19 protein-coding genes and 1 pseudogene are annotated in these 18763 nt (G+C 58.1%); 10 read left to right on the plus strand and 10 right to left on the minus strand.

Features of this window, described 5'->3' with window-relative positions; all coding sequences use genetic code 11:
• Positions 1 to 97 (plus strand): annotated as a pseudogene (locus CKW18_RS28365) (IS110 family transposase); the annotation flags it as partial.
• Positions 98 to 194: 97 nt separating this feature from the next.
• Here CKW18_RS28365 and estP read toward each other — a convergent pair.
• Positions 195 to 2102, minus strand: a complete 1908-nt coding sequence (gene estP, locus CKW18_RS28370; protein WP_095191811.1) for an esterase EstP — start codon at positions 2100 to 2102, stop codon at positions 195 to 197.
• Between the two features lie 407 nt (positions 2103 to 2509).
• Between estP and CKW18_RS28375 the strand changes: the two genes are divergently transcribed.
• The 4 genes from CKW18_RS28375 to CKW18_RS28390 all read left to right on the plus strand — a co-directional run bounded on the left by CKW18_RS28375 (position 2510) and on the right by CKW18_RS28390 (position 5833).
• Positions 2510 to 3103: an aminodeoxychorismate/anthranilate synthase component II gene (locus CKW18_RS28375; RefSeq protein WP_095191812.1), complete on the plus strand. Its 594-nt coding sequence runs from the start codon at positions 2510 to 2512 to the stop codon at positions 3101 to 3103.
• A 9-nt stretch (positions 3104 to 3112) separates the two neighbouring features.
• Positions 3113 to 4162 (plus strand): anthranilate phosphoribosyltransferase, encoded by a 1050-nt coding sequence (gene trpD / locus CKW18_RS28380; RefSeq protein ID WP_095191813.1) that lies wholly within the window; start codon positions 3113 to 3115, stop codon positions 4160 to 4162.
• Entirely contained in the window at positions 4159 to 4995 is an 837-nt protein-coding gene (trpC, locus tag CKW18_RS28385; RefSeq protein WP_095191814.1) for an indole-3-glycerol phosphate synthase TrpC, read from the plus strand. The genes trpD and trpC overlap by 4 nt, the downstream gene beginning before the upstream one ends.
• A gap of 136 nt (positions 4996 to 5131) precedes the next feature.
• On the plus strand, positions 5132 to 5833 hold the full coding sequence (locus CKW18_RS28390; protein WP_095191815.1) for a lipoate--protein ligase family protein: 702 nt from the start codon (positions 5132 to 5134) through the stop codon (positions 5831 to 5833).
• Positions 5834 to 5843: 10 nt separating this feature from the next.
• Here CKW18_RS28390 and crp read toward each other — a convergent pair whose 3' ends face one another.
• On the minus strand, positions 5844 to 6488 hold the full coding sequence (gene crp / locus CKW18_RS28395) for a cAMP-activated global transcriptional regulator CRP (RefSeq protein ID WP_095191816.1): 645 nt from the start codon (positions 6486 to 6488) through the stop codon (positions 5844 to 5846).
• Positions 6489 to 6727: 239 nt separating this feature from the next.
• Here crp and CKW18_RS28400 point away from each other — a divergent pair, with 239 nt between their 5' ends.
• Together CKW18_RS28400 and speD are read left to right on the plus strand one after the other, a co-directional pair.
• Positions 6728 to 7150 (plus strand): OsmC family protein, encoded by a 423-nt coding sequence (locus CKW18_RS28400; RefSeq protein WP_003228794.1) that lies wholly within the window; start codon positions 6728 to 6730, stop codon positions 7148 to 7150.
• Positions 7151 to 7387: 237 nt separating this feature from the next.
• Positions 7388 to 8182 carry an adenosylmethionine decarboxylase gene (speD, locus tag CKW18_RS28405; protein ID WP_095191817.1) on the plus strand — a complete coding sequence of 265 codons (795 nt, stop codon included), beginning with the start codon at positions 7388 to 7390 and terminating at the stop codon, positions 8180 to 8182.
• Between the two features lie 119 nt (positions 8183 to 8301).
• Here speD and coq7 read toward each other — a convergent pair whose 3' ends face one another.
• The 6 genes from coq7 to hemJ form a co-directional block, all read right to left on the minus strand.
• Positions 8302 to 8949, minus strand: a complete 648-nt coding sequence (coq7, locus tag CKW18_RS28410; protein ID WP_095191818.1) for a 2-polyprenyl-3-methyl-6-methoxy-1,4-benzoquinone monooxygenase — start codon at positions 8947 to 8949, stop codon at positions 8302 to 8304.
• A gap of 204 nt (positions 8950 to 9153) precedes the next feature.
• Positions 9154 to 9492, minus strand: a complete 339-nt coding sequence (locus CKW18_RS28415) for a histidine triad nucleotide-binding protein (RefSeq protein WP_003228789.1) — start codon at positions 9490 to 9492, stop codon at positions 9154 to 9156.
• Positions 9493 to 9572: 80 nt separating this feature from the next.
• Positions 9573 to 10361: an SDR family oxidoreductase gene (locus tag CKW18_RS28420; protein ID WP_034155108.1), complete on the minus strand. Its 789-nt coding sequence runs from the start codon at positions 10359 to 10361 to the stop codon at positions 9573 to 9575.
• 61 nt (positions 10362 to 10422) lie between these two features.
• Positions 10423 to 11385 carry a DUF805 domain-containing protein gene (locus tag CKW18_RS28425; RefSeq protein WP_095191819.1) on the minus strand — a complete coding sequence of 321 codons (963 nt, stop codon included), beginning with the start codon at positions 11383 to 11385 and terminating at the stop codon, positions 10423 to 10425.
• A gap of 76 nt (positions 11386 to 11461) precedes the next feature.
• Entirely contained in the window at positions 11462 to 12430 is a 969-nt protein-coding gene (locus CKW18_RS28430; RefSeq protein WP_095191820.1) for a nitronate monooxygenase family protein, read from the minus strand.
• A gap of 33 nt (positions 12431 to 12463) precedes the next feature.
• A complete protein-coding gene (gene hemJ / locus CKW18_RS28435; protein WP_095191821.1) occupies positions 12464 to 12892 on the minus strand; it encodes a protoporphyrinogen oxidase HemJ in 429 nt (142 codons plus the stop codon).
• Between the two features lie 135 nt (positions 12893 to 13027).
• Between hemJ and argC the strand changes: the two genes are divergently transcribed.
• Complete coding sequence (argC, locus tag CKW18_RS28440; RefSeq protein ID WP_095191822.1) at positions 13028 to 14065, plus strand: N-acetyl-gamma-glutamyl-phosphate reductase; 1038 nt, start codon at positions 13028 to 13030, stop codon at positions 14063 to 14065.
• A gap of 168 nt (positions 14066 to 14233) precedes the next feature.
• A complete protein-coding gene (gene erpA / locus CKW18_RS28445) occupies positions 14234 to 14584 on the plus strand; it encodes an iron-sulfur cluster insertion protein ErpA (RefSeq protein ID WP_008077999.1) in 351 nt (116 codons plus the stop codon).
• A gap of 75 nt (positions 14585 to 14659) precedes the next feature.
• On the opposite strand, the gene CKW18_RS28450 is transcribed toward erpA, so the two are convergent.
• The gene (locus tag CKW18_RS28450) at positions 14660 to 15751 is read right to left on the minus strand and encodes an anhydro-N-acetylmuramic acid kinase (protein WP_095191823.1); all 1092 of its coding nucleotides are present in this window, start codon (positions 15749 to 15751) and stop codon (positions 14660 to 14662) included.
• 3 nt (positions 15752 to 15754) lie between these two features.
• A complete protein-coding gene (locus CKW18_RS28455; protein WP_095191824.1) occupies positions 15755 to 17179 on the minus strand; it encodes a peptidoglycan DD-metalloendopeptidase family protein in 1425 nt (474 codons plus the stop codon).
• A gap of 212 nt (positions 17180 to 17391) precedes the next feature.
• Here CKW18_RS28455 and tyrS point away from each other — a divergent pair, with 212 nt between their 5' ends.
• Entirely contained in the window at positions 17392 to 18591 is a 1200-nt protein-coding gene (gene tyrS, locus CKW18_RS28460; RefSeq protein WP_095191825.1) for a tyrosine--tRNA ligase, read from the plus strand.
• The last annotated feature ends 172 nt before the right edge of the window (positions 18592 to 18763 follow it).

Raw genomic sequence — 18763 nt, forward strand, 5'->3', positions numbered from 1 at the left:
CACCACGCAGGCGTTGGTGATGCTGGCTCGCAAACTTGCTCGGGTGGTATTCGCCTTGCTGAAAGGGCAAAGCGAATATCAGACAAAAGTCAGTTGAGGGCTTCCCCTCAACCATAGAATCTCCCACAGTGGGCTTTGTGTTCGGCAATAAAAAAGCGGCGCCCGAGAGTGCGCCGCTTTTTTGTGCCTGCGATTTAGAAATCCAGCACCACCCCGACGTTAACCCCTTGCTGGGTGAAGTCATCATCCTTGCGCAAGGTGTACCCACCACGCAGCGCCAGATCTGCCGTGAGTTTGTGGCTGACGCCCAGGCTCAAGCGGTTCAAGTGACTTTGCGGTGTATAGCCTTCAAGAGTGAAGTCGTTGGCCGGCAGGGTGTTGAGCGCGATGTTGACCTTCTGCACGTCATCTTCGTACTCACGTTCGTGGGCGTATTCGCCGAACACCTGGGTTTGCGGTGTGATGTTGTACTTGCCCTGAATACCGACGCCCAAACGCTTCGAATCGCGGGTCTGGTCATCGAAGGTCAGCGCGGTGGCGCGATTGCTCTTTTCCGAGTAGCCGTCAACATCGACACTGGCGTAATCAGCGCTGACGAACGGCGACAGGTGCCATTCGCTACCCGGCTGGGCAATGTCGTAACCGATTCGGGTACTGAACGCCCAGAGGCTGCCGTCAGTGTCGCCTTTTTCTGCACCTTCGCTGGCGCCGAGATCGAACTTGCGCTTGAGGTTGTCGTAGTCGAGTTTGCCGCCAGTCAACGCTGCGTCAGCCCACCAACGATTCTGCTGGTACTGGGCAAATGCCGTGGCCATGTAGCTATTGAGTTTGTAGTCCGAATCGTTATGCCCGGCCTCGAGGTTCTGCCGGTAGAAACCGGCCGCTACCCCCACACGCCAAGCTTCATTGAGACGATAGCTGCCACCCACGTTGAGGTTGTAACCGCTGCCGTCAGCGCTGGCGCCGCTGCTTTGGCTGTCGACATCCAGATGCTGGCCGCCGGCGGAAACAATTGCGCGCCATTGGCCGACCGCCTGCCAGTTTTCCCAATCGGCCTGCCATTGGCTGCGCAGTTCATCCTGATGCGCGCGAACCGTGGCGTGGGCCATTTCCGGCAGCAGTGTCAGTTCCCACGGCGCGGCGAGAAGGGAGTAGGCGTAGTCGGAGATCAGTTTCTGCCCGGCTTCGGTCGGGTGCACGCCGTCGTTGTAGATCAGCTTGCTCGGATCCGGTGTCGCGCTATTAATGCCGTAACGGGCGTTTTCCGTGCAACCGCTGCCGCTGAAGCAGGTGGCCGTCAGGTTCTGGTCGGTGGCCAGACCAAAGCGGCCCGGATCGGCAAACGCCTCGGACAGCAGAACCGGAATGTTCAGCGGAATGATCTCGGCGTTGATGCCTTGTAAGCGCGTGACGAGTTGGCTGTTGAACTGGCTGGCGAGCTGACTGCTTAAAGCCTGCAACGGCGTGCCGTTGATGGCCGGGGTCAGGCCGACGTCAGGCAACAACCAGACCATGACGTATTTGGCACCGGCGGTTTGCAGGGTTTGCACGCTGTCGGCCAGTCGGTCTGCCGCTGCATTGGCTTGGGGCAGGCTGAGAATCCGACCCTGGAGGAAGTCATTGCCGCCGCCGGAGATGTAATACAGCGCATTCGGATCGGCGCGGAAGCCGTTCGAGGGCAAGTATCCGGCGCGCGTGCGTTCGCCCGTGGCCGATTGAGTGGTGATCGAGTCGAGGATCTGGTCGGTGCGATAACCGCCGACTGCCCAGTTGTTGCCGTCGGGCTGGCCATTGTCGGCGCGCACTGCCGAGCTGGAAGAGGCCGTCTGGTCCGGCGTGAAGCCGAGGCGGCCGCCAAGTAGTTGCGTGGAGTTCAGCGAGCGCAGTTCACCGCTGCCATCCAGATAAACCGGGCCGGTACGGTTGGTGTAGCGCTGAGTGGCGCCGGCCGGGCCGCCGGTGTCGGTAAAGGTCCCGGCATCGTTGAGGCTGTCACCAAAGACAATGAAGCTCGAATAAGGATTGGGTGCGGCATTCGCCTGGGCGCAGGCCAGTGCGAGCAAGCAGCCGGCCAGCGGTACAAACAACGTCTGTTTGATCATGAGCAAGTCCGTTTATTTATTGTTGTAGGTGAGCGAAACGACAGTACCAAAAACTTCCGGCCTTTTGCTATCGGTCGCGAACTCTCCTCTGGATTTCTCCGCCACAGGCCCCGCCATATTGCACGCTCTGCCCAGCTAAGTTACTGTGCTGGAACGTATGAACGAGACCTCCCCCGTGTTGATCACCAGCAAACTTCTGGATCAAGTCATCAAGGCACACGCCCGTTGGCGTTGGCGCGCCTGAATCTTTTCTGCCGGCCTGGCCGGATCTGTATCGCTTTGCCTTCCTTGCCCGTTTGAAATGCCGCTTTGCCGACGCGACTTGTGCGTCCGACATCGTGCAGCGCCCTGCGGGCAAGTCATCTGAAGGCTGTCTTCAAGTCAGAATTCAAGAGGTTCGAAACGCCATGTTGCTGATGATCGACAACTACGACTCCTTTACTTACAACGTTGTGCAATACCTCGGCGAACTGGGTGCTGAAGTCAAAGTCGTGCGCAACGACGAACTGACCATTGCTGAAATCGAAGCGCTTAAGCCCGAGCGCATCGTGGTGTCCCCAGGCCCTTGCACGCCCACCGAGGCCGGCATCTCCATCGACGCCATCAAGCATTTCGCTGGCAAGCTGCCAATCCTCGGTGTCTGCCTTGGTCACCAGTCCATCGGCCAAGCCTTTGGTGGTGATGTGGTGCGTGCCCGCCAAGTGATGCACGGTAAGACTAGTCCGGTATTCCACGAGGACAAAGGCGTTTTCGCCGGCCTCAACCGTCCGCTGACCGTCACCCGCTACCACTCGCTGATCGTCAAGCACGAGACGTTGCCCGATTGCCTGGAGCTGACCGCGTGGACGCAACACGATGACGGCAGCGTCGACGAAATCATGGGCCTGCGTCACAAGACCCTGAACATTGAGGGCGTACAGTTCCACCCCGAGTCGATCCTGACCGAACAGGGCCATGAACTGTTTGCCAACTTCCTCAAACAAACCGGCGGCACGCGCTAAGGACTTCCCATGAATATCAAGACAGCCCTGAGCCGTATCGTCGATCACCTCGACCTCAGCACCGATGAAATGCGCGATGTGATGCGCGAAATCATGACCGGCCAATGCACCGACGCGCAGATCGGCGCGTTCATGATGGCCATGCGCATGAAGAGTGAGAGCATCGACGAGATCGTCGGCGCCGTATCGGTGATGCGTGAGCTGGCCGATCAGGTCGAACTCAAGACCCTCGACGGTGTGGTCGATGTGGTGGGCACCGGCGGTGACGGTGCCAACATTTTCAACGTATCGACCGCTTCTTCTTTTGTTGTGGCGGCGGCGGGTTGCACCGTGGCCAAGCACGGCAACCGTGCGGTATCGGGCAAGAGCGGCAGTGCCGACTTGCTCGAAGCCGCCGGTATCTATCTCAACCTGACCCCGGTTCAGGTCGCCCGTTGTATCGACAACGTCGGCATCGGTTTCATGTTCGCCCAGACCCATCACAAAGCCATGAAGTACGCTGCCGGCCCGCGCCGCGATCTCGGCCTGCGTACGCTGTTCAACATGCTCGGCCCGCTTACGAATCCGGCCGGGGTTAAACATCAGGTCGTGGGTGTGTTCAACCCTGCACTTTGCCGTCCGTTGGCTGAAGTCTTGCAGCGTCTGGGCAGCAAGCATGTGCTGGTGGTGCATTCGAAGGATGGCCTGGACGAATTCAGTCTGGCTGCGCCGACTTTTGTCGCTGAGCTGAAAAACAACGAGATCACCGAATATTGGGTCGAGCCGGAAGATCTGGGCATGAAGAGCCAGAGCCTGCACGGTCTGTCAGTCGACGGCCCGGAAGCCTCGCTCGCGCTGATCCGCGATGCACTGGGCAAGCGCAAAACCGAAAACGGTCAAAAAGCTGCTGAAATGATTGTGCTCAACGCCGGTGCAGCGCTGTACGCCGCCGACGTCGCCAGCAGTTTGAAACAGGGCGTAGAGCTTGCGCACGACGCTCTGCACACCGGCCTCGCTCGGGAAAAACTCGAGGAGCTGGGTGCCTTTACCGCGGTATTCAGAGTGGAGAATGAAGGATGAGTGTACCGACGGTTCTGGAAAACATTCTGGCCCGCAAGGTTCAGGAAGTCGCCGAGCGTAGCGCTCGTGTGAGCCTGAGCGAGCTGGAAAGTCTGGCCAAGGCGGCCGATGCACCCCGTGGATTTGCCCAGGCATTGCTGGCGCAGGCGAAGAAGAAACAACCGGCGGTGATTGCCGAAATCAAAAAGGCATCGCCGAGCAAAGGCGTGATTCGCGAGGACTTCGTTCCCGCCGACATCGCCAAAAGCTACGAGAAGGGCGGGGCGACCTGTCTGTCGGTGCTGACCGATATCGACTACTTCCAGGGCGCCGATGCCTATCTGCAGCAGGCTCGTGCCGCGTGCAAACTACCGGTGATCCGCAAGGACTTCATGATCGATCCGTACCAGATCGTTGAAGCCCGTGCGCTGGGCGCCGATTGCGTGTTGTTGATCGTCTCCGCGCTGGACGACGTGAAAATGGCCGAGTTGGCTTCCGTGGCCAAAAGCGTCGGTCTCGACGTGCTGGTTGAAGTGCATGACGGCGATGAGCTGGAGCGCGCGTTGAAAACCCTCGACACGCCACTGGTCGGGATCAACAACCGTAACCTGCACACCTTCGACGTCAGCCTGGAAACCACCCTTGACCTGCTGCCACGCATCCCGCGCGATCGTCTGGTGATTACCGAGAGCGGTATCCTCAACCGTGCCGATGTCGAGCTGATGGAAATCAGCGACGTTTATGCGTTCCTCGTCGGTGAGGCGTTCATGCGTGCGGAAAGCCCGGGCACCGAATTACAACGCCTGTTTTTCCCTGAGCGTGGCACTGCGGTAAGCGGTTCGACACTCGACTGAGTTCCCTCAGACCGAGTCGACCCCTTCGCGAGCAAGCCCGCTCCCACATTTGGATTGCATTTCACCTGTGGGAGCGGGCTTGCTCGCGAAGAGGGATTCAATTTCCCCGAAGATTTTTGATCTGCCGGAGTTCTTAATGTCGCTGCCTACCTCCCTCACCATCGAAGCCGGCCTGCAAGCCGAACAGGACTTGCTCGCCTCGATCTGCGCCGGTGACGCGGAATTCGGCCTGCTTTTCTGGCAACCCAGCGACCGCGCTCTGGTCATGCCCCGGCGCCTCAACCGTCTCCCCGGTTTCGAGCACGCCTGCGAAGTCTCCGCCGCCGCCGGCTGGCCAGTTCTGCTGCGCGAAACCGGCGGCGAACCGGTCCCGCAATCGGCCGCGACCATCAATATCGCACTGGTTTACGCACCGCCTCGCAGCGAAGGCGATCTCAACCGCATCGAAACCGGCTACCGCCGTCTGTGCGATCCGATCTGCCAATTGCTGGATGAGTTGGGCGGCATGTCGTCCCTGGGCGAAATCGACGGGGCGTTTTGCGACGGTCGCTTCAACGTCAATCTCGACGGCCGCAAGATGGTCGGCACCGCCCAGCGCTGGCGCCAGAGTCAGGGCGGACAGCGTCCGGTAGGGCTGGTACACGGTGCGATGCTGGTGGATAACGAGCGCGAATCGATGGTGGCGGCAGTCAATCGCTTCAACGCAGCCTGTGGTCTGGAGCAGCGGGTCCGCGCGCAAAGCCACATTGCCCTGCATGAAAAATTCAACGCGCCGCAGGCTTTGGCGCGTCTCGATGAGTTGTTTCGTTTAATGCTGGCGCAGATGTACAGCGTTTAAGCGTTCGCGTTTAACGAGTGCCGAAGACCACCATGGTCTTGCCCTTCACATTGACCAGGTTGCGTTCCTCAAGATCCTTGAGCACGCGACCGACCATCTCCCGCGAACAGCCGACAATCCGCCCGATTTCCTGACGGGTCACCTTGATCTGCATACCGTCCGGATGGGTCATTGCGTCCGGCTGTTTGCACAGTTCCAGCAGGCATCGGGCCACGCGACCGGTGACGTCGAAGAACGCCAGATCGCCGACCTTGCGCGTGGTATTGCGCAGGCGCTGTGCGATTTGTCCGCTGAGCACGTAAAGAATGTCTGGATCCTGCTGCGACAACTCGCGGAATTTCGCATAGCTGATTTCCGCGGTTTCACATTCGACCTTGGCCCGCACCCAGGCGCTGCGCTGCTGCTCCTGGCCTGCCTGTTCGAACAGGCCCAGTTCGCCGAAGAAATCCCCGGCGTTGAGGTACGCGATGATCATCTCGCGGCCGTCGTCATCCTCAATCAGGATCGTTACGGAGCCCTTGATAATGAAGTACAGCGTGTCCGAACGGTCGCCTGCGCAAATGATGTTGCTCTTGGCCGCATGACGGCGGCGCTGACAGTGCATCAACAGCTTGTCGACGTTCTTGATTTTGGGTGTGGGGGTAATAGCAACCATGGTTGTATCCCGAAAAGACTGCACGGTGATGTTTGATTTTTTTATGAGGCGCTGAAGGCGGTCGCTACACGGCTGGCGGCATGGGCGCCAGCGAATTGGCGCCAGCTTACCAGACACTTCGTCGCAAATTCGAGAAATTACCTACGCAGTTGGAGCATCCGTCCTAGGAACGCCGCGCGCTGTCAGAGCAAAACCCTGTGCTAAGCTGGCGACCCTTTTTTTACAGTGGAGTCTGGGCGATGAAGGCACGCATCCAATGGGCTGGCGAAGCCATGTTCCTCGGCGAATCCGGTAGTGGCCATGTCGTGGTCATGGACGGTCCGCCGGACGCCGGTGGTCGTAATCTGGGCGTTCGTCCGATGGAAATGCTCCTGCTGGGCGTCGGCGGTTGCAGCAACTTCGACGTGGTCAGCATTCTGAAGAAGTCCCGTCAGGCCGTTGAAAGCTGTGAAGCCTTCCTCGAAGCCGAGCGCGCGACCGAAGATCCAAAGGTGTTCACCAAGATCCACATGCACTTCGTGGTCAAGGGCCGTGGATTGAAAGAAGCCCAGGTCAAACGCGCCATCGAACTGTCCGCCGAAAAATATTGCTCCGCCTCGATCATGCTCGGTGCCGCTGGCGTGGCGATCACTCACGACTACGAAATCGTCGAACTCGGTTGAAGCGACATTCAACTATCATAAAAGCAGTGCAGACTCTGGCGATCCCTCGCTGACGTCTGCATAATGCGCCACTTTTTTCAGGGCAGTGATCGGTCAGCCGACGGGTCATCCGCCTGAACAGATAACCAAAATCGCCATCGCGAAGAGGTGTTAACCGTCCTACGCAGGTGCGTTGTTCGCACTTGACGGGCATGCTTGATCACGCGGCCGTGCCGCATACATAGAGAGTTTTTAACGGTGAAAAGCAAACTCAAGCTCCACGGGTTCAATAACCTGACAAAGACCTTGAGCTTCAACATCTATGACATCTGCTACGCGGAGACCCCGCAAGACCAGCAGGCGTACGTCGAGTACATCAATCAAGAGTACAACGCCGAACGCCTGACGCAGATCCTCACGGAAGTTGTCGAAATCATTGGTGCCAACATTCTGAACATTGCGAGTCAGAACTATGAGCCTCAGGGTGCCAGCGTCACGATTCTGATCTCGGAAGAGCCGGTGACTCCGACCGAAAGCCAGATTGAAGAATCGCCTGGCCCGTTGCCCGAAATTATCCTGGCCCACCTCGACAAGAGCCATATCACGGTGCATACCTACCCGGAAATCCATCCGGATGCGGGTATTGCGACTTTCCGTGTGGACATCGACGTGTCGACCTGTGGTGTCATTTCACCGCTTAAAGCGCTCAATTTCCTCATTCACCAGTTCGATTCGGACATCGTGACCGTGGATTACCGTGTGCGCGGCTTCACCCGTGACGTTGAAGGCAACAAGCACTTCATCGACCACGAGATCAACTCGATCCAGAACTACCTTTCCGAAGACACTCGCGACGCGTACCAGATGACCGACGTGAACGTGTACCAGGAAAACCTGTTCCACACCAAAATGCTGCTGAAGAACTTCGAACTGGATAACTATCTGTTCGGCGACGCCACCAGCAATCTGTCCCCTGAGCAACGCGCTCAAGTGACTGATCGTGTGAAACACGAGATGCTGGAAATCTTCTACGCGCGCAACATGCCGACCTAAGATTCCCGGGCACAAAAAAAGGCGACTGTCTCAGGACAGTCGCCTTTTTTATTGTTGAAACAAAGACCCCTGTGGGAGCTGGCTTGCCAGCGATGGGGCCCTGTCCGGCAATACACTTCTCAAATCCGATAAGTACTCTTGGTCATCACCTTCGCCAAAAGACTCATCCCGAACTTCACCGGCGCCGGAAACCGGAAACCGCCAGCATCCAGCGCACTTTCTGCATGGTGCTCTTCATCGATACGCATCTGCTCCAGAATCGCCCGGGACTTCTCATCCTCGGCAGGCAGTTGTTCAAGATGCTCGTTCAAGTGTTTGCACACCTGATGCTCTGTCGCCGCGACAAACCCGAGGCTGACCTTGTCGCTGATCAGCCCGGCCACCGCACCAATACCGAAGGACATGCCGTAGAACAGCGGATTGAGCACGCTGGTGTGGCTGCCCAACTGGTGAATGCGTTGTTCGCACCAGACCAGATGATCGATCTCTTCTTCGGCCGCGTGCTCCATGGCTTCGCGCACTTGCGGCAGCTTGGCGGTCAAGGCCTGCCCCTGATACAGCGCCTGGGCGCAGACTTCGCCGGTATGGTTGATGCGCATCAGGCCGGCGACGTGGCGGGTGTCTTCGTCGCTCATCTGCGTTTCCGGTTGCAGAATCGCTGGTGACGGACGGTACGGCTGGCCGCTGAAGGGCAGCAAGGTACGCATCGCGGCATCGGCTTGCAGCAGAAGCCGGTCAATCGGCGAGTAGTGACGTTGGGTAGTCATGCTGACCTCCGGGAAGAATCTCGGCGGCCAGTTTAACCGAATCGGCCGGGGAGCGTTTGCGCTGGGTCATTTGCCATGCAGGGGCACGGTTTGCTTTTTGTGGGAGCGGGCTTGCTCGCGAAGGCGGAGTATCTGGCACTGATACTTTGAATGTGCCGATGTCTTCGCGAGCAAGCCCGCTCCCACAGGGTAGGATCCCCTGGATCAGCCCGGCGGCCAGTTCATCTGACGTTGGCCGAGCACGTGCATATGAATGTGATAGACGGTCTGCCCACCTTTCTCATTGCAGTTCATTACCACGCGGAAGCCTTCTTCACAGCCCAGTTCCAGGGCCAGTCGCTGCGCAGTAAACAAAATATGCCCGGCCAGCGCCTTGTCGTCTTCGGTCAGGTCATTGAGGGTACGCACCGGTTTTTTCGGGATGACCAGAAAATGCACCGGTGCCTGGGGGGCGATATCGTGGAACGCCAGAACCTGGTCGTCCTCGTAGATGATCTTGGCCGGTATTTCCCGGTTGATGATCTTGGTGAACAGAGTATCCACTGCTGTTTTCTCCGTTGTGTGGGCTGGCCTGAGTGTACTCATGGGGAATGAACCCGCCCAGTGTTTTGCCGTAGGACAGTTCAGCGCGGGCAGTAAGCCTTGTTGACCATGCCGACGATGGTGCGGTTAAGCCAGCGTGAACCCAGTCGCGGCAGAAATGCGAACCAGCGATTGCGCCGTCCCGGAATGATGATTGCGCGGTTCTTGTCGAGCGCGCGCACGGTGTACAGCGCGACCTCTTCTGGGCTCATCAGCAATTTGCTGTCTTTGAGTTTGTCGCTATTCAGCTGCGCGGTGCGGAAAAATGCCGTGCGGGTAGGGCCAGGGCAAAGCACCGAAACCTTCACCGCACTTTGCTTGAGCTCAACCCGCAAGGCTTCAGAGAAATGCAGCACGTAGGCCTTGCTGGCGTAATAGGTGCTCATCCACGGTCCGGGATTGAACGCTGCCACCGAGGCGACGTTGAGAATCTGCCCGCCACCCTGCAACGCCATGCTGTTGCCGATCGCATGGCACAAACGGGTTAGGGCAAGAATATTCACCTCGATCAGGTCCTGCTCGGTCATCCAGTCCTGGGCCAGGAACGGGCCGCAGGTACCGATGCCGGCGCAGTTCACCAACAGATCAATCTGCCGGTCACCTTCTTCCAGCTCCAGCAAAAAGCCGGACAGGCGCAGCGGCTCGCCGAGATCGCAGGCGCGGAACAGCACCTCGACGCCGAAGCGCTGGGTCAGTTCGATCGCAATACTTTCCAGCTGATCACGCTGTCGTGCCACCAGAATCAGGCTGCGGCCGCGCCGGGCCAGCGCTTCGGCCATGGCCAGGCCGATGCCGCTGGAGGCGCCAGTGATCAGAGCGTAACGGGTCATGCATTTCTCCATCGCAACAGCTCCGCGCCAGCGACGCGGGTGTCACGGCGGGGAGCGCTGTTCATTCTTTCGCAGAGTCTACAGGGGCCTGCACCGCTTCGGCTGCCTCGTCGGCGGAATTCGCTGCCGGTTCGACCTCGACGTCGATTTCATCGGTGGTCACCGAGCCACTGTCGTAGCTGCTTTCGAGGCTGGTTTCGTATTCCTGCTGGATGGCTGAGATGCCGCCGAGCATTCCACCTACGATAAACAACCCGATGAACACGATCCACAGCGAGCACAGCACCTTGACTGCTGTGCTGTTGGGCGGAGGGGGCGGCCCGTAGCGATTGGCACCGGTATTGCCCGGCACAATCATGATCACAAAAGGAAAGATGCTGCCCACCAAGGGGACAAGGTTCAGCAACCAGAGCCAGCCCGACCAGCCGATATCGTGCAGGCGTTGAACCGTGAACAAAATGCTGATGATGACCAGCACCAGGCCCAGGAAAGCCGCGATGAGGCCGCCAATGATCAGGCCGCTGGTGGACTCGGTACTGACAAGCCCCACGGCAATCAGCGCAAATATGCTGAGAATCGGCAGGCTCACCAACGTCACGACCATCGTCCAGGCGAGAAAGCGCAGACGTCCAATCCGGCCATCGACGCTGAACGGTTTGAGCGTGGCGAATGCCGGAAGGTTTTCACCAACGCTGGCGCGGGGTGGCGCATACGGTGAGTTCGGTTCCGCGTAGACGGGAGTGGGAGCAGGAGCGTGCTCGTGGACGTCTGACAGATTCAGTTCGATGGCCGTTTCAGATTCGATGCGTGCATCGACCCCGGTTTTGCTCAGTGCCTGCAGATAGGCTAGCGCATCGCCATGGGACAGATCGCGTTTGAGTGCCACGGTACGGCCATTGAACAGGCGTTCGATGGCGGCAACATCGCTTTTGAACAGATCCGCCAGATTGAGCTTGGCGGTGGTGATATCGACACCGGGCTGTAGAGCACCGTCGAAAACGATCTTGTAACGGGGTTCGCTCATGGCCGAGGCATCCTTGTCGCGAAGAGAATGAAAGGTCGTTAGTTTAAGGCCAGTCCACCAGCGACGGGCCTGATTTTTACCGTGGCCAGCGCTTTGTCAGCTGTGCTGCGCGTTCCTGGGCCTGACGATATTCAGCGTCCAGACGCGCGATCAACTGATCCACGCCTGGCAGATCGTCGATCTGTCCCACGCCTTGGCCGGCCGACCACACGGTCTTCCAGGCTTTGGCTTCGTCGCTGATCGGTTTGAGCTTGTCACCGAAATTCACTTCGCCTTTGCCTTGCAGCGCGGCCATGTCGAAACCCGCTGCCTCCAGGCTTTGACGCATGAAACTTGCCGGAACACCCGACACTGCTGGAGTGTGGATGATGTCTGCTGCTTTGGCTGTCAGCAGCATCTCCTTGTAGGCGTCAGGTGCATGACTTTCAGTGGTGCCGATAAATCGTGTGCCGAAGTAGGCCAAATCCGCGCCGAGCATTTGTGCGGCGAGAATCTCATGGCCGTGGTTAAGACATCCCGCAAGCAGCAGGGTTTTATCGAAGAACTCGCGGATCTCGGCGATCAGCGCAAACGGGCTCCAGGTACCGGCATGGCCACCGGCGCCGGCTGCGACCGCAATCAGACCGTCGACACCGGCCTCAGCGGCTTTTTCCGCGTGTCGGCGTGTGGTCACGTCGTGGAAGACCAGGCCGCCATAGCTGTGCACCGCGTCGACCAATTCCTTCACCGCGCCGAGGCTGGTGATGACGATCGGCACCTTGTGCTCCACGCAAATGGCCAGATCCGCCTGCAGGCGCGGATTACTGTTGTGCACGATCAGGTTCACCGCATAAGGCGCGGGGTTGTCCAGTGTCGCCAGTCCCGCTTCGATCTCTTCCAGCCAGGCTTTGAACCCGCTACTTTCGCGCTGGTTCAGCGCTGGAAAACTGCCGACTACGCCATTACGGCAACAAGCCAGCACCAATTGCGGATTGGAGATGAGGAACATCGGCGCCGCCACAACCGGCAATCGCAGACGTTGTTCGAGCAGAGCGGGCAGCGACATTGGAGGTACCCCGAAGTGTTGTGTTTGTTGAAGTTAGAACGGTTTGACCACGACCAGAATTACGATAGCCAGCAATATCAGAACCGGCACTTCATTGAACCAGCGATAAAAGACATGGCTGCGGGTGTTCTCGCCACGGGCGAAACGTTTTACCTGCGCGCCGCACATATGGTGGTAGCCGATCAGCAAGACGACGAGGGTCAATTTGGCGTGAATCCAGCCGCCCATGCTGAAGAGGCTCGGGTTGAGATAGATCAGCCAGCCACCGAAGATCAGCGTGGCGATCATCGCCGGGCCCATGATGCCGCGATACAGCTTGCGCTCCATGACGCTGAAGCGTTCTTTACTGACCGTATCTTCACTTTGTGCGTGATAAACGAACAGTCTTGGCAGATAGAACAGGCCGGCAAACCAGCAGACGACGCTGACGATGTGAAACGCTTTGATCCATAGATAGAGCATTTTTAGTTATTCCCAGGTTCACGGTAGCCGGGATAGTAGAGGCTTGAGCGTCCGCACGTCACCTTGACGGTTGTCGCAGGGCCGCGCGGCCCCTATTATCGACGGCTTTCCAGTGGGTTCGTTGAGGGCAGGTTTATGGTCAAGGTCGGTATCGTCGGCGGCACGGGTTACACCGGTGTCGAACTGCTGCGTCTGTTGGCACAGCATCCGCAGGCAGAGGTGGTGGTCATCACTTCCCGATCCGAGGCCGGTCTGGCCGTGGCTGACATGTACCCGAACCTGCGCGGTCACTACGACGGCCTGGCTTTCAGCGTGCCGGACATCAAGACGCTCGGTGCTTGCGACGTAGTGTTCTTCGCCACGCCGCACGGTGTGGCTCACGCTCTGGCGGGTGAATTGCTGGCGGCGGGCACCAAGGTCATCGATCTGTCCGCGGACTTCCGCCTGCAAGACGCCGAGGAGTGGGCCAAGTGGTACGGTCAGCCACACGGTGCGCCTGAGTTGCTGGACGAAGCGGTCTACGGCCTGCCGGAAGTCAATCGCGAGCAAATCAAGAAAGCTCGCCTGATCGCGGTGCCGGGTTGCTATCCGACGGCTACGCAACTGGGTTTCCTGCCGCTGCTTGAGGCGGGTCTGGCCGATGCCTCGCGTCTGATCGCCGACTGCAAATCCGGTGTCAGCGGTGCCGGTCGTGGTGCTGCTGTAGGCTCGCTGTACTCGGAGACGTCGGAAAGCATGAAAGCTTATGCGGTGAAAGGTCACCGTCATTTGCCGGAAATTCGCCAAGGCTTACGCCGCGCGGCGGGGGGAAAGGATGTTGGTCTGACTTTCGTCCCGCATCTGACCCCGATGATTCGTGGCATTCATTCCACGCTCTACGCCACTGTGGTTGATCGCTCGGTCGATCTGCAGGCGCTGTTCGAAAAGCGTTATGCCAACGAACCGTTCGTCGATGTAATGCCGACCGGCAGCCATCCGGAAACTCGTAGCGTGCGGGGTGCCAACGTTTGCCGTATCGCGGTTCACCGTCCACAGGATGGCGATCTGGTGGTGGTGTTGTCGGTGATCGACAATCTGGTCAAAGGCGCGTCGGGTCAGGCGGTGCAGAACATGAACATCCTGTTTGGGCTGGATGAACGTTTTGGTCTGTCCCACGCCGGCATGCTGCCGTAACACTTTATCCGGCACAGCAAAGAGGCCCGTCGAACGGGCCTCTTTGCATTCAGAACCGGTGATCGGGTTTATTGATATACCGTAACAATAGTTGACCGATTTTCTCGGACAAGCGGATAATGCGCGTCATCACGCATTATGGCGGCGTAACGCCGGGAGATAGTCAGCATGAGCGTCGAATCCTTCACCCCCACGGCTTTGCAATTCACCCACGGTGCCGCGCACAAGGTGAAGAGCCTGGTCGATGAAGAGGGGAATGATCGCTTGAAGCTGCGCGTATTCGTTACGGGCGGCGGTTGTTCAGGGTTTCAGTACGGTTTCACCTTCGATGAAGATGTGGCCGAGGACGACACCATCGTCGAGCGCGAAGGCGTGAGCCTGGTGGTTGATCCGATGAGCTTTCAGTACCTCGCGGGTGCCGAAGTGGACTACCAGGAAGGTCTGGAAGGTTCGCGTTTCGTGATCAAGAACCCGAACGCCACCACGACCTGTGGTTGCGGGTCTTCGTTCTCGATCTGATCGCATTTCGCTGCATACAATAAAACGCCGCAGAGCCTTGGGTTCTGCGGCGTTTTTTGTTGTCGGCGTTTTTGTTTAGTTGGGGTAAATGGCGCCGAGTACGCGCAGGCCTCTGGCGCCAGTGACACTCGGCCGGTTGGCGGCGATACCTTCGAGGCAGCAATGGGCCAGCCAGGCGAACGCCATGGCTTCAACCCAGTCCGGATCAACACCGTGTGTGGCGGTGCTGGCGACCTTCGCGTGCGGCAGCAGATCGGCCAGCCGCTTCATCAGCGCGGCGTTGTGGGCGCCGCCACCGCAGACCAGCAGCTCTTGAGTGTCCGTTTGAGCACTTTGCAGCGACTCGACAATGGTCAGCGCTGTCAGCTCCAGCAGCGTGGCCTGTACGTTTTCAGTGGGGAAGGCTGGCAGGCGTGAGAGGTGTTGCTCCAGCCAAGGCAGGTTGAAGACTTCTCGACCGGTACTTTTCGGGCCTTTGGTCACGAAGAACGGATCGCTGAGCAATGCCTTCAGCAGGGATGGCTCCACAGTCCCGGTTGCTGCCCATTGGCCGTCACGATCGTAGTTTTCGCCGCGTTGCCGGTGAATCCAGGCATCCATCAGCACATTCCCCGGCCCGCAGTCGAAACCGGCTACAGGCTTTGTCGTCTCTATCAGACTGAGATTGCTGAAACCGCCGACATTCAAGACCGCCTGGTTACCGCTACGCTCTTCGAACAAAGCTTCATGAAAGGCGGGCACCAGAGGGGCGCCTTGACCGCCAGCAGCGACATCGCGGCTGCGGAAGTCGCTCACCACTGTTATCCCCGTCAGCTCGGTCAGCAGGGCAGGGTTACCAATCTGTACGGTGAAACCGCGAGCGGGTTCATGGCGAATGGTCTGGCCGTGGCTGCCGATCGCGCGAATGGCTTCAGGTTTGAGATTTTGCTGATTGAGGAGGGTGTGAATGCCCTGTGCGGCAAGCTTCACCCAGTTCTGCTGGGCAATCGCCGAGCGGGCGATCTCGTCAGGGCCGCTGGCGCACAAGCCAAGCAGCTCGGCGCGCAGGGAATCAGGCATGGGAATATAGTGCGTGGCGATCAGTTTGATCGCCGAGCTCTGTTCGATCAGGGCGATGTCCAGACCGTCGAGGCTGGTTCCGGACATCACACCGATATACAGGGCCATGGCTTAACGCTTGCTCGAAGCCAGCATAGTGGCCTTCTCTTGATCCATACGCGCCATCAACGGCTGGCTTTGAGCCAGGAAGCGGGCGCGTTCGGCCTTGGCAATCGGATCGGCCATTGGCAACTTCTGGCCCAGTGGATCAACGTGAACACCGTTGACCTGGAACTCATAGTGCAAGTGCGGGCCGGTGGACAGGCCTGTCGTGCCAATGTAACCGATTACTTGACCCTGCTTGACCGTGCCGCCGGTTTTCACACCTTTGGCGAAGCCTTGCATGTGGCCGTACAGCGTACGGTAAGTGTTGCCGTGTTGAATGATCACAGTATTGCCGTAACCGCCACGGCGCCCGGCCAACAGCACTTTACCGTCACCGGCAGCCTTGATCGGCGTACCGCGTGGGGCTGCATAATCGACGCCTTTGTGGGCGCGGATTTTGTTGAGGATCGGGTGTTTACGGCCCATGGAGAACTTCGAGCTGATGCGAGCGAAGTCCACCGGCGTACGGATGAACGCCTTGCGCATGCTATTGCCGTCGGCGGTGTAGTAGCTGCTGTTGCCCTGCTTGTTGGTGTAGCGCACTGCGGTGTAGGTTTTGCCGCGGTTGGTGAAGCGGGCGGACAATATCGGACCGTTACCGACGGCTCTACCGTTGACCACTTTCTGTTCGTAGATCACGTCAAATTCGTCACCCTGGCGGATGTCCTGCGCGAAGTCGACGTCGTAGCCGAATACGCTGGCCATATCCATGGTCAGGCTGTGCGAGAGGCCGGCACGCGCGGCGGATTGTGACAACGAGCTGTTGATCACACCGTGGACGTAGGCAGTGCGAACAGTAGGTTTTGCGGTAACCCGGTTGAAAGCGTAACCCTTGTCATTTTTGGTCAGGGTGATGGTTTCAACATCGCTGACCTTGCTGTGAAGGCTGGTTAGCTGGCCTTGCGGGTTCAGTTCGAATTCGAGCTTCTGGCCGTGCTTAAGCTGGCTGAACTGCTTGGCTTGCTTGTCGCTGGCCAGTACTTCATGCACGGCTGCGGATGGCAGGCCTACTTTCTCGAACAGGGTGGAGAGCGTATCGCCCCTGGAAACGACAACTTCGCGGTGGCCTGGAGCTTTTGGTTTTTCCGCGAGAGGCGCGGGTGCAGGGGCCGCTTCCGCGGTTTGCGGAGCGTTTTCTTCTGTGTTTTCGATTTGTGCAAACGGCGAGGCTGCTGGGTCATTTGTGGCTTGAGCGGCGTCAGCAGCGTCTTGATCTTGTGTCAGTTGTTCAGCAGGACTTTCCAGTTCAAGGCTCAGGGTCGTCTTTTTGGCTTCAACATCACTGGAAGGAAATACCAGGAGCGCCAGGCTGAGAAGGGCGGCGATACCACTTGCGGCGAGCAGGTGGGTCTTCGGGTAAAGCGGTGGCGCTTTAGACGGTTCAGTGGTCATAAGTAATTTTGACTTTGAAAAGTGATGAATTGGAAAAGATGAATGACATGATGAAGATGAAATAACTGTATAAAATATAACCAAATCATCTCTGAAGCAAGTCTACAGACATCGCGTCTGTGGATTGGTGTCCGTGCGCCGGGCAAAACTTGTAATTGGTGCGCGATCTTGTATGGTTGGTTCCCTTTGAATCTGAGCCTTGCGGGTCTGTTATGAAGTCGGTTGAAGAGCAGCTAGCGCTGATTAAACGTGGTGCGGAAGAACTATTGGTCGAGTCCGAGCTGATCGAGAAGCTCAAGCGCGGCCAGCCGCTGCGTATCAAGGCTGGTTTCGATCCGACCGCTCCGGATCTGCACTTGGGTCACACCGTGCTTATTAATAAGCTGCGCCAGTTCCAGGAGCTGGGGCATCAGGTGATCTTCCTTATAGGTGACTTCACCGGGATGATTGGTGATCCGAGCGGCAAGAGCGCCACTCGACCTCCACTGACTCGCGAGCAGGTGTTGGAAAACGCTGAGACTTACAAGACTCAGGTCTTCAAAATTCTCGACCCAGCGAAAACCGAAGTCGCCTTCAACTCGACCTGGATGGATCAGATGGGGCCGGCGGACTTCATTCGCCTGACTTCGCAATACACCGTTGCTCGCATGCTTGAGCGCGATGACTTCGACAAGCGTTACACGACCAATCAACCGATCGCTATTCACGAGTTCCTCTATCCGCTGGTTCAGGGTTACGACTCGGTTGCTTTGCGTGCGGACGTCGAGTTGGGCGGTACCGATCAGAAGTTCAACTTGCTGATGGGGCGTGAGCTGCAACGTGGTTATGGTCAAGAGGCGCAGTGCATTCTGACGATGCCGCTGCTCGAAGGTCTGGATGGCGTGAAGAAGATGTCCAAGTCGTTGGGCAACTATGTCGGTATTCAGGAAGCACCGGGCGTCATGTACAGCAAGCTGGTTTCGATTCCGGATGCGCTGATGTGGCGCTACTTCGAATTGCTCAGCTTCCGCTCCATGGATGAGATCAATGCTTTGCGTGTTGATGTGGAAGCTGGCGCCAATCCGCGTGACATCAAAATCAAGTTGGCGGAAGAGATTGTTGCGCGTTTCCATGGTGAGGAGGCTGCGGCCAATGCTCATCGTGCGGCGGGCAACCGCATGAAGGATGGTGAGCTGCCGGATGATCTGCCGGAGATCGAGTTGGCTTCTGCTGAGGATATGCCGATTGCAGCTGTCCTTAATAAAGCGGGCCTGGTGAAGAACTCGGCGGCGGCGCGCGATCTGTTGGCTTCTGGTGGTGTGCGTATAGATGGCGAGGTTGTTGATCGCTCCTTTATATATGTAGTGGGTGCAACGCACGTTTGCCAGGCCGGCAAGAAGGCCTTTGCACGCATCACGCTGAAATCCGAATAAAGTTGAAAATAGTGGTTGACGGCGAATTCCAGAAGTCTATAATTTGCCCCACTTCCGGCGCAGTCGAAACGGAAAACTCCTTGAGATTCAATGAGTTATACGGTTTTCGATAGCGGGTCGCTTCAGTTCATCGAAGCCTGGAAGGAGTTGAAAGAGCGGTGATGTTTGGCTC

Source organism: Pseudomonas sp. Irchel 3E19 (assembly GCF_900187585.1).
In the GTDB taxonomy this organism is placed as follows: Bacteria; Pseudomonadota; Gammaproteobacteria; order Pseudomonadales; family Pseudomonadaceae; genus Aquipseudomonas; species Aquipseudomonas baetica.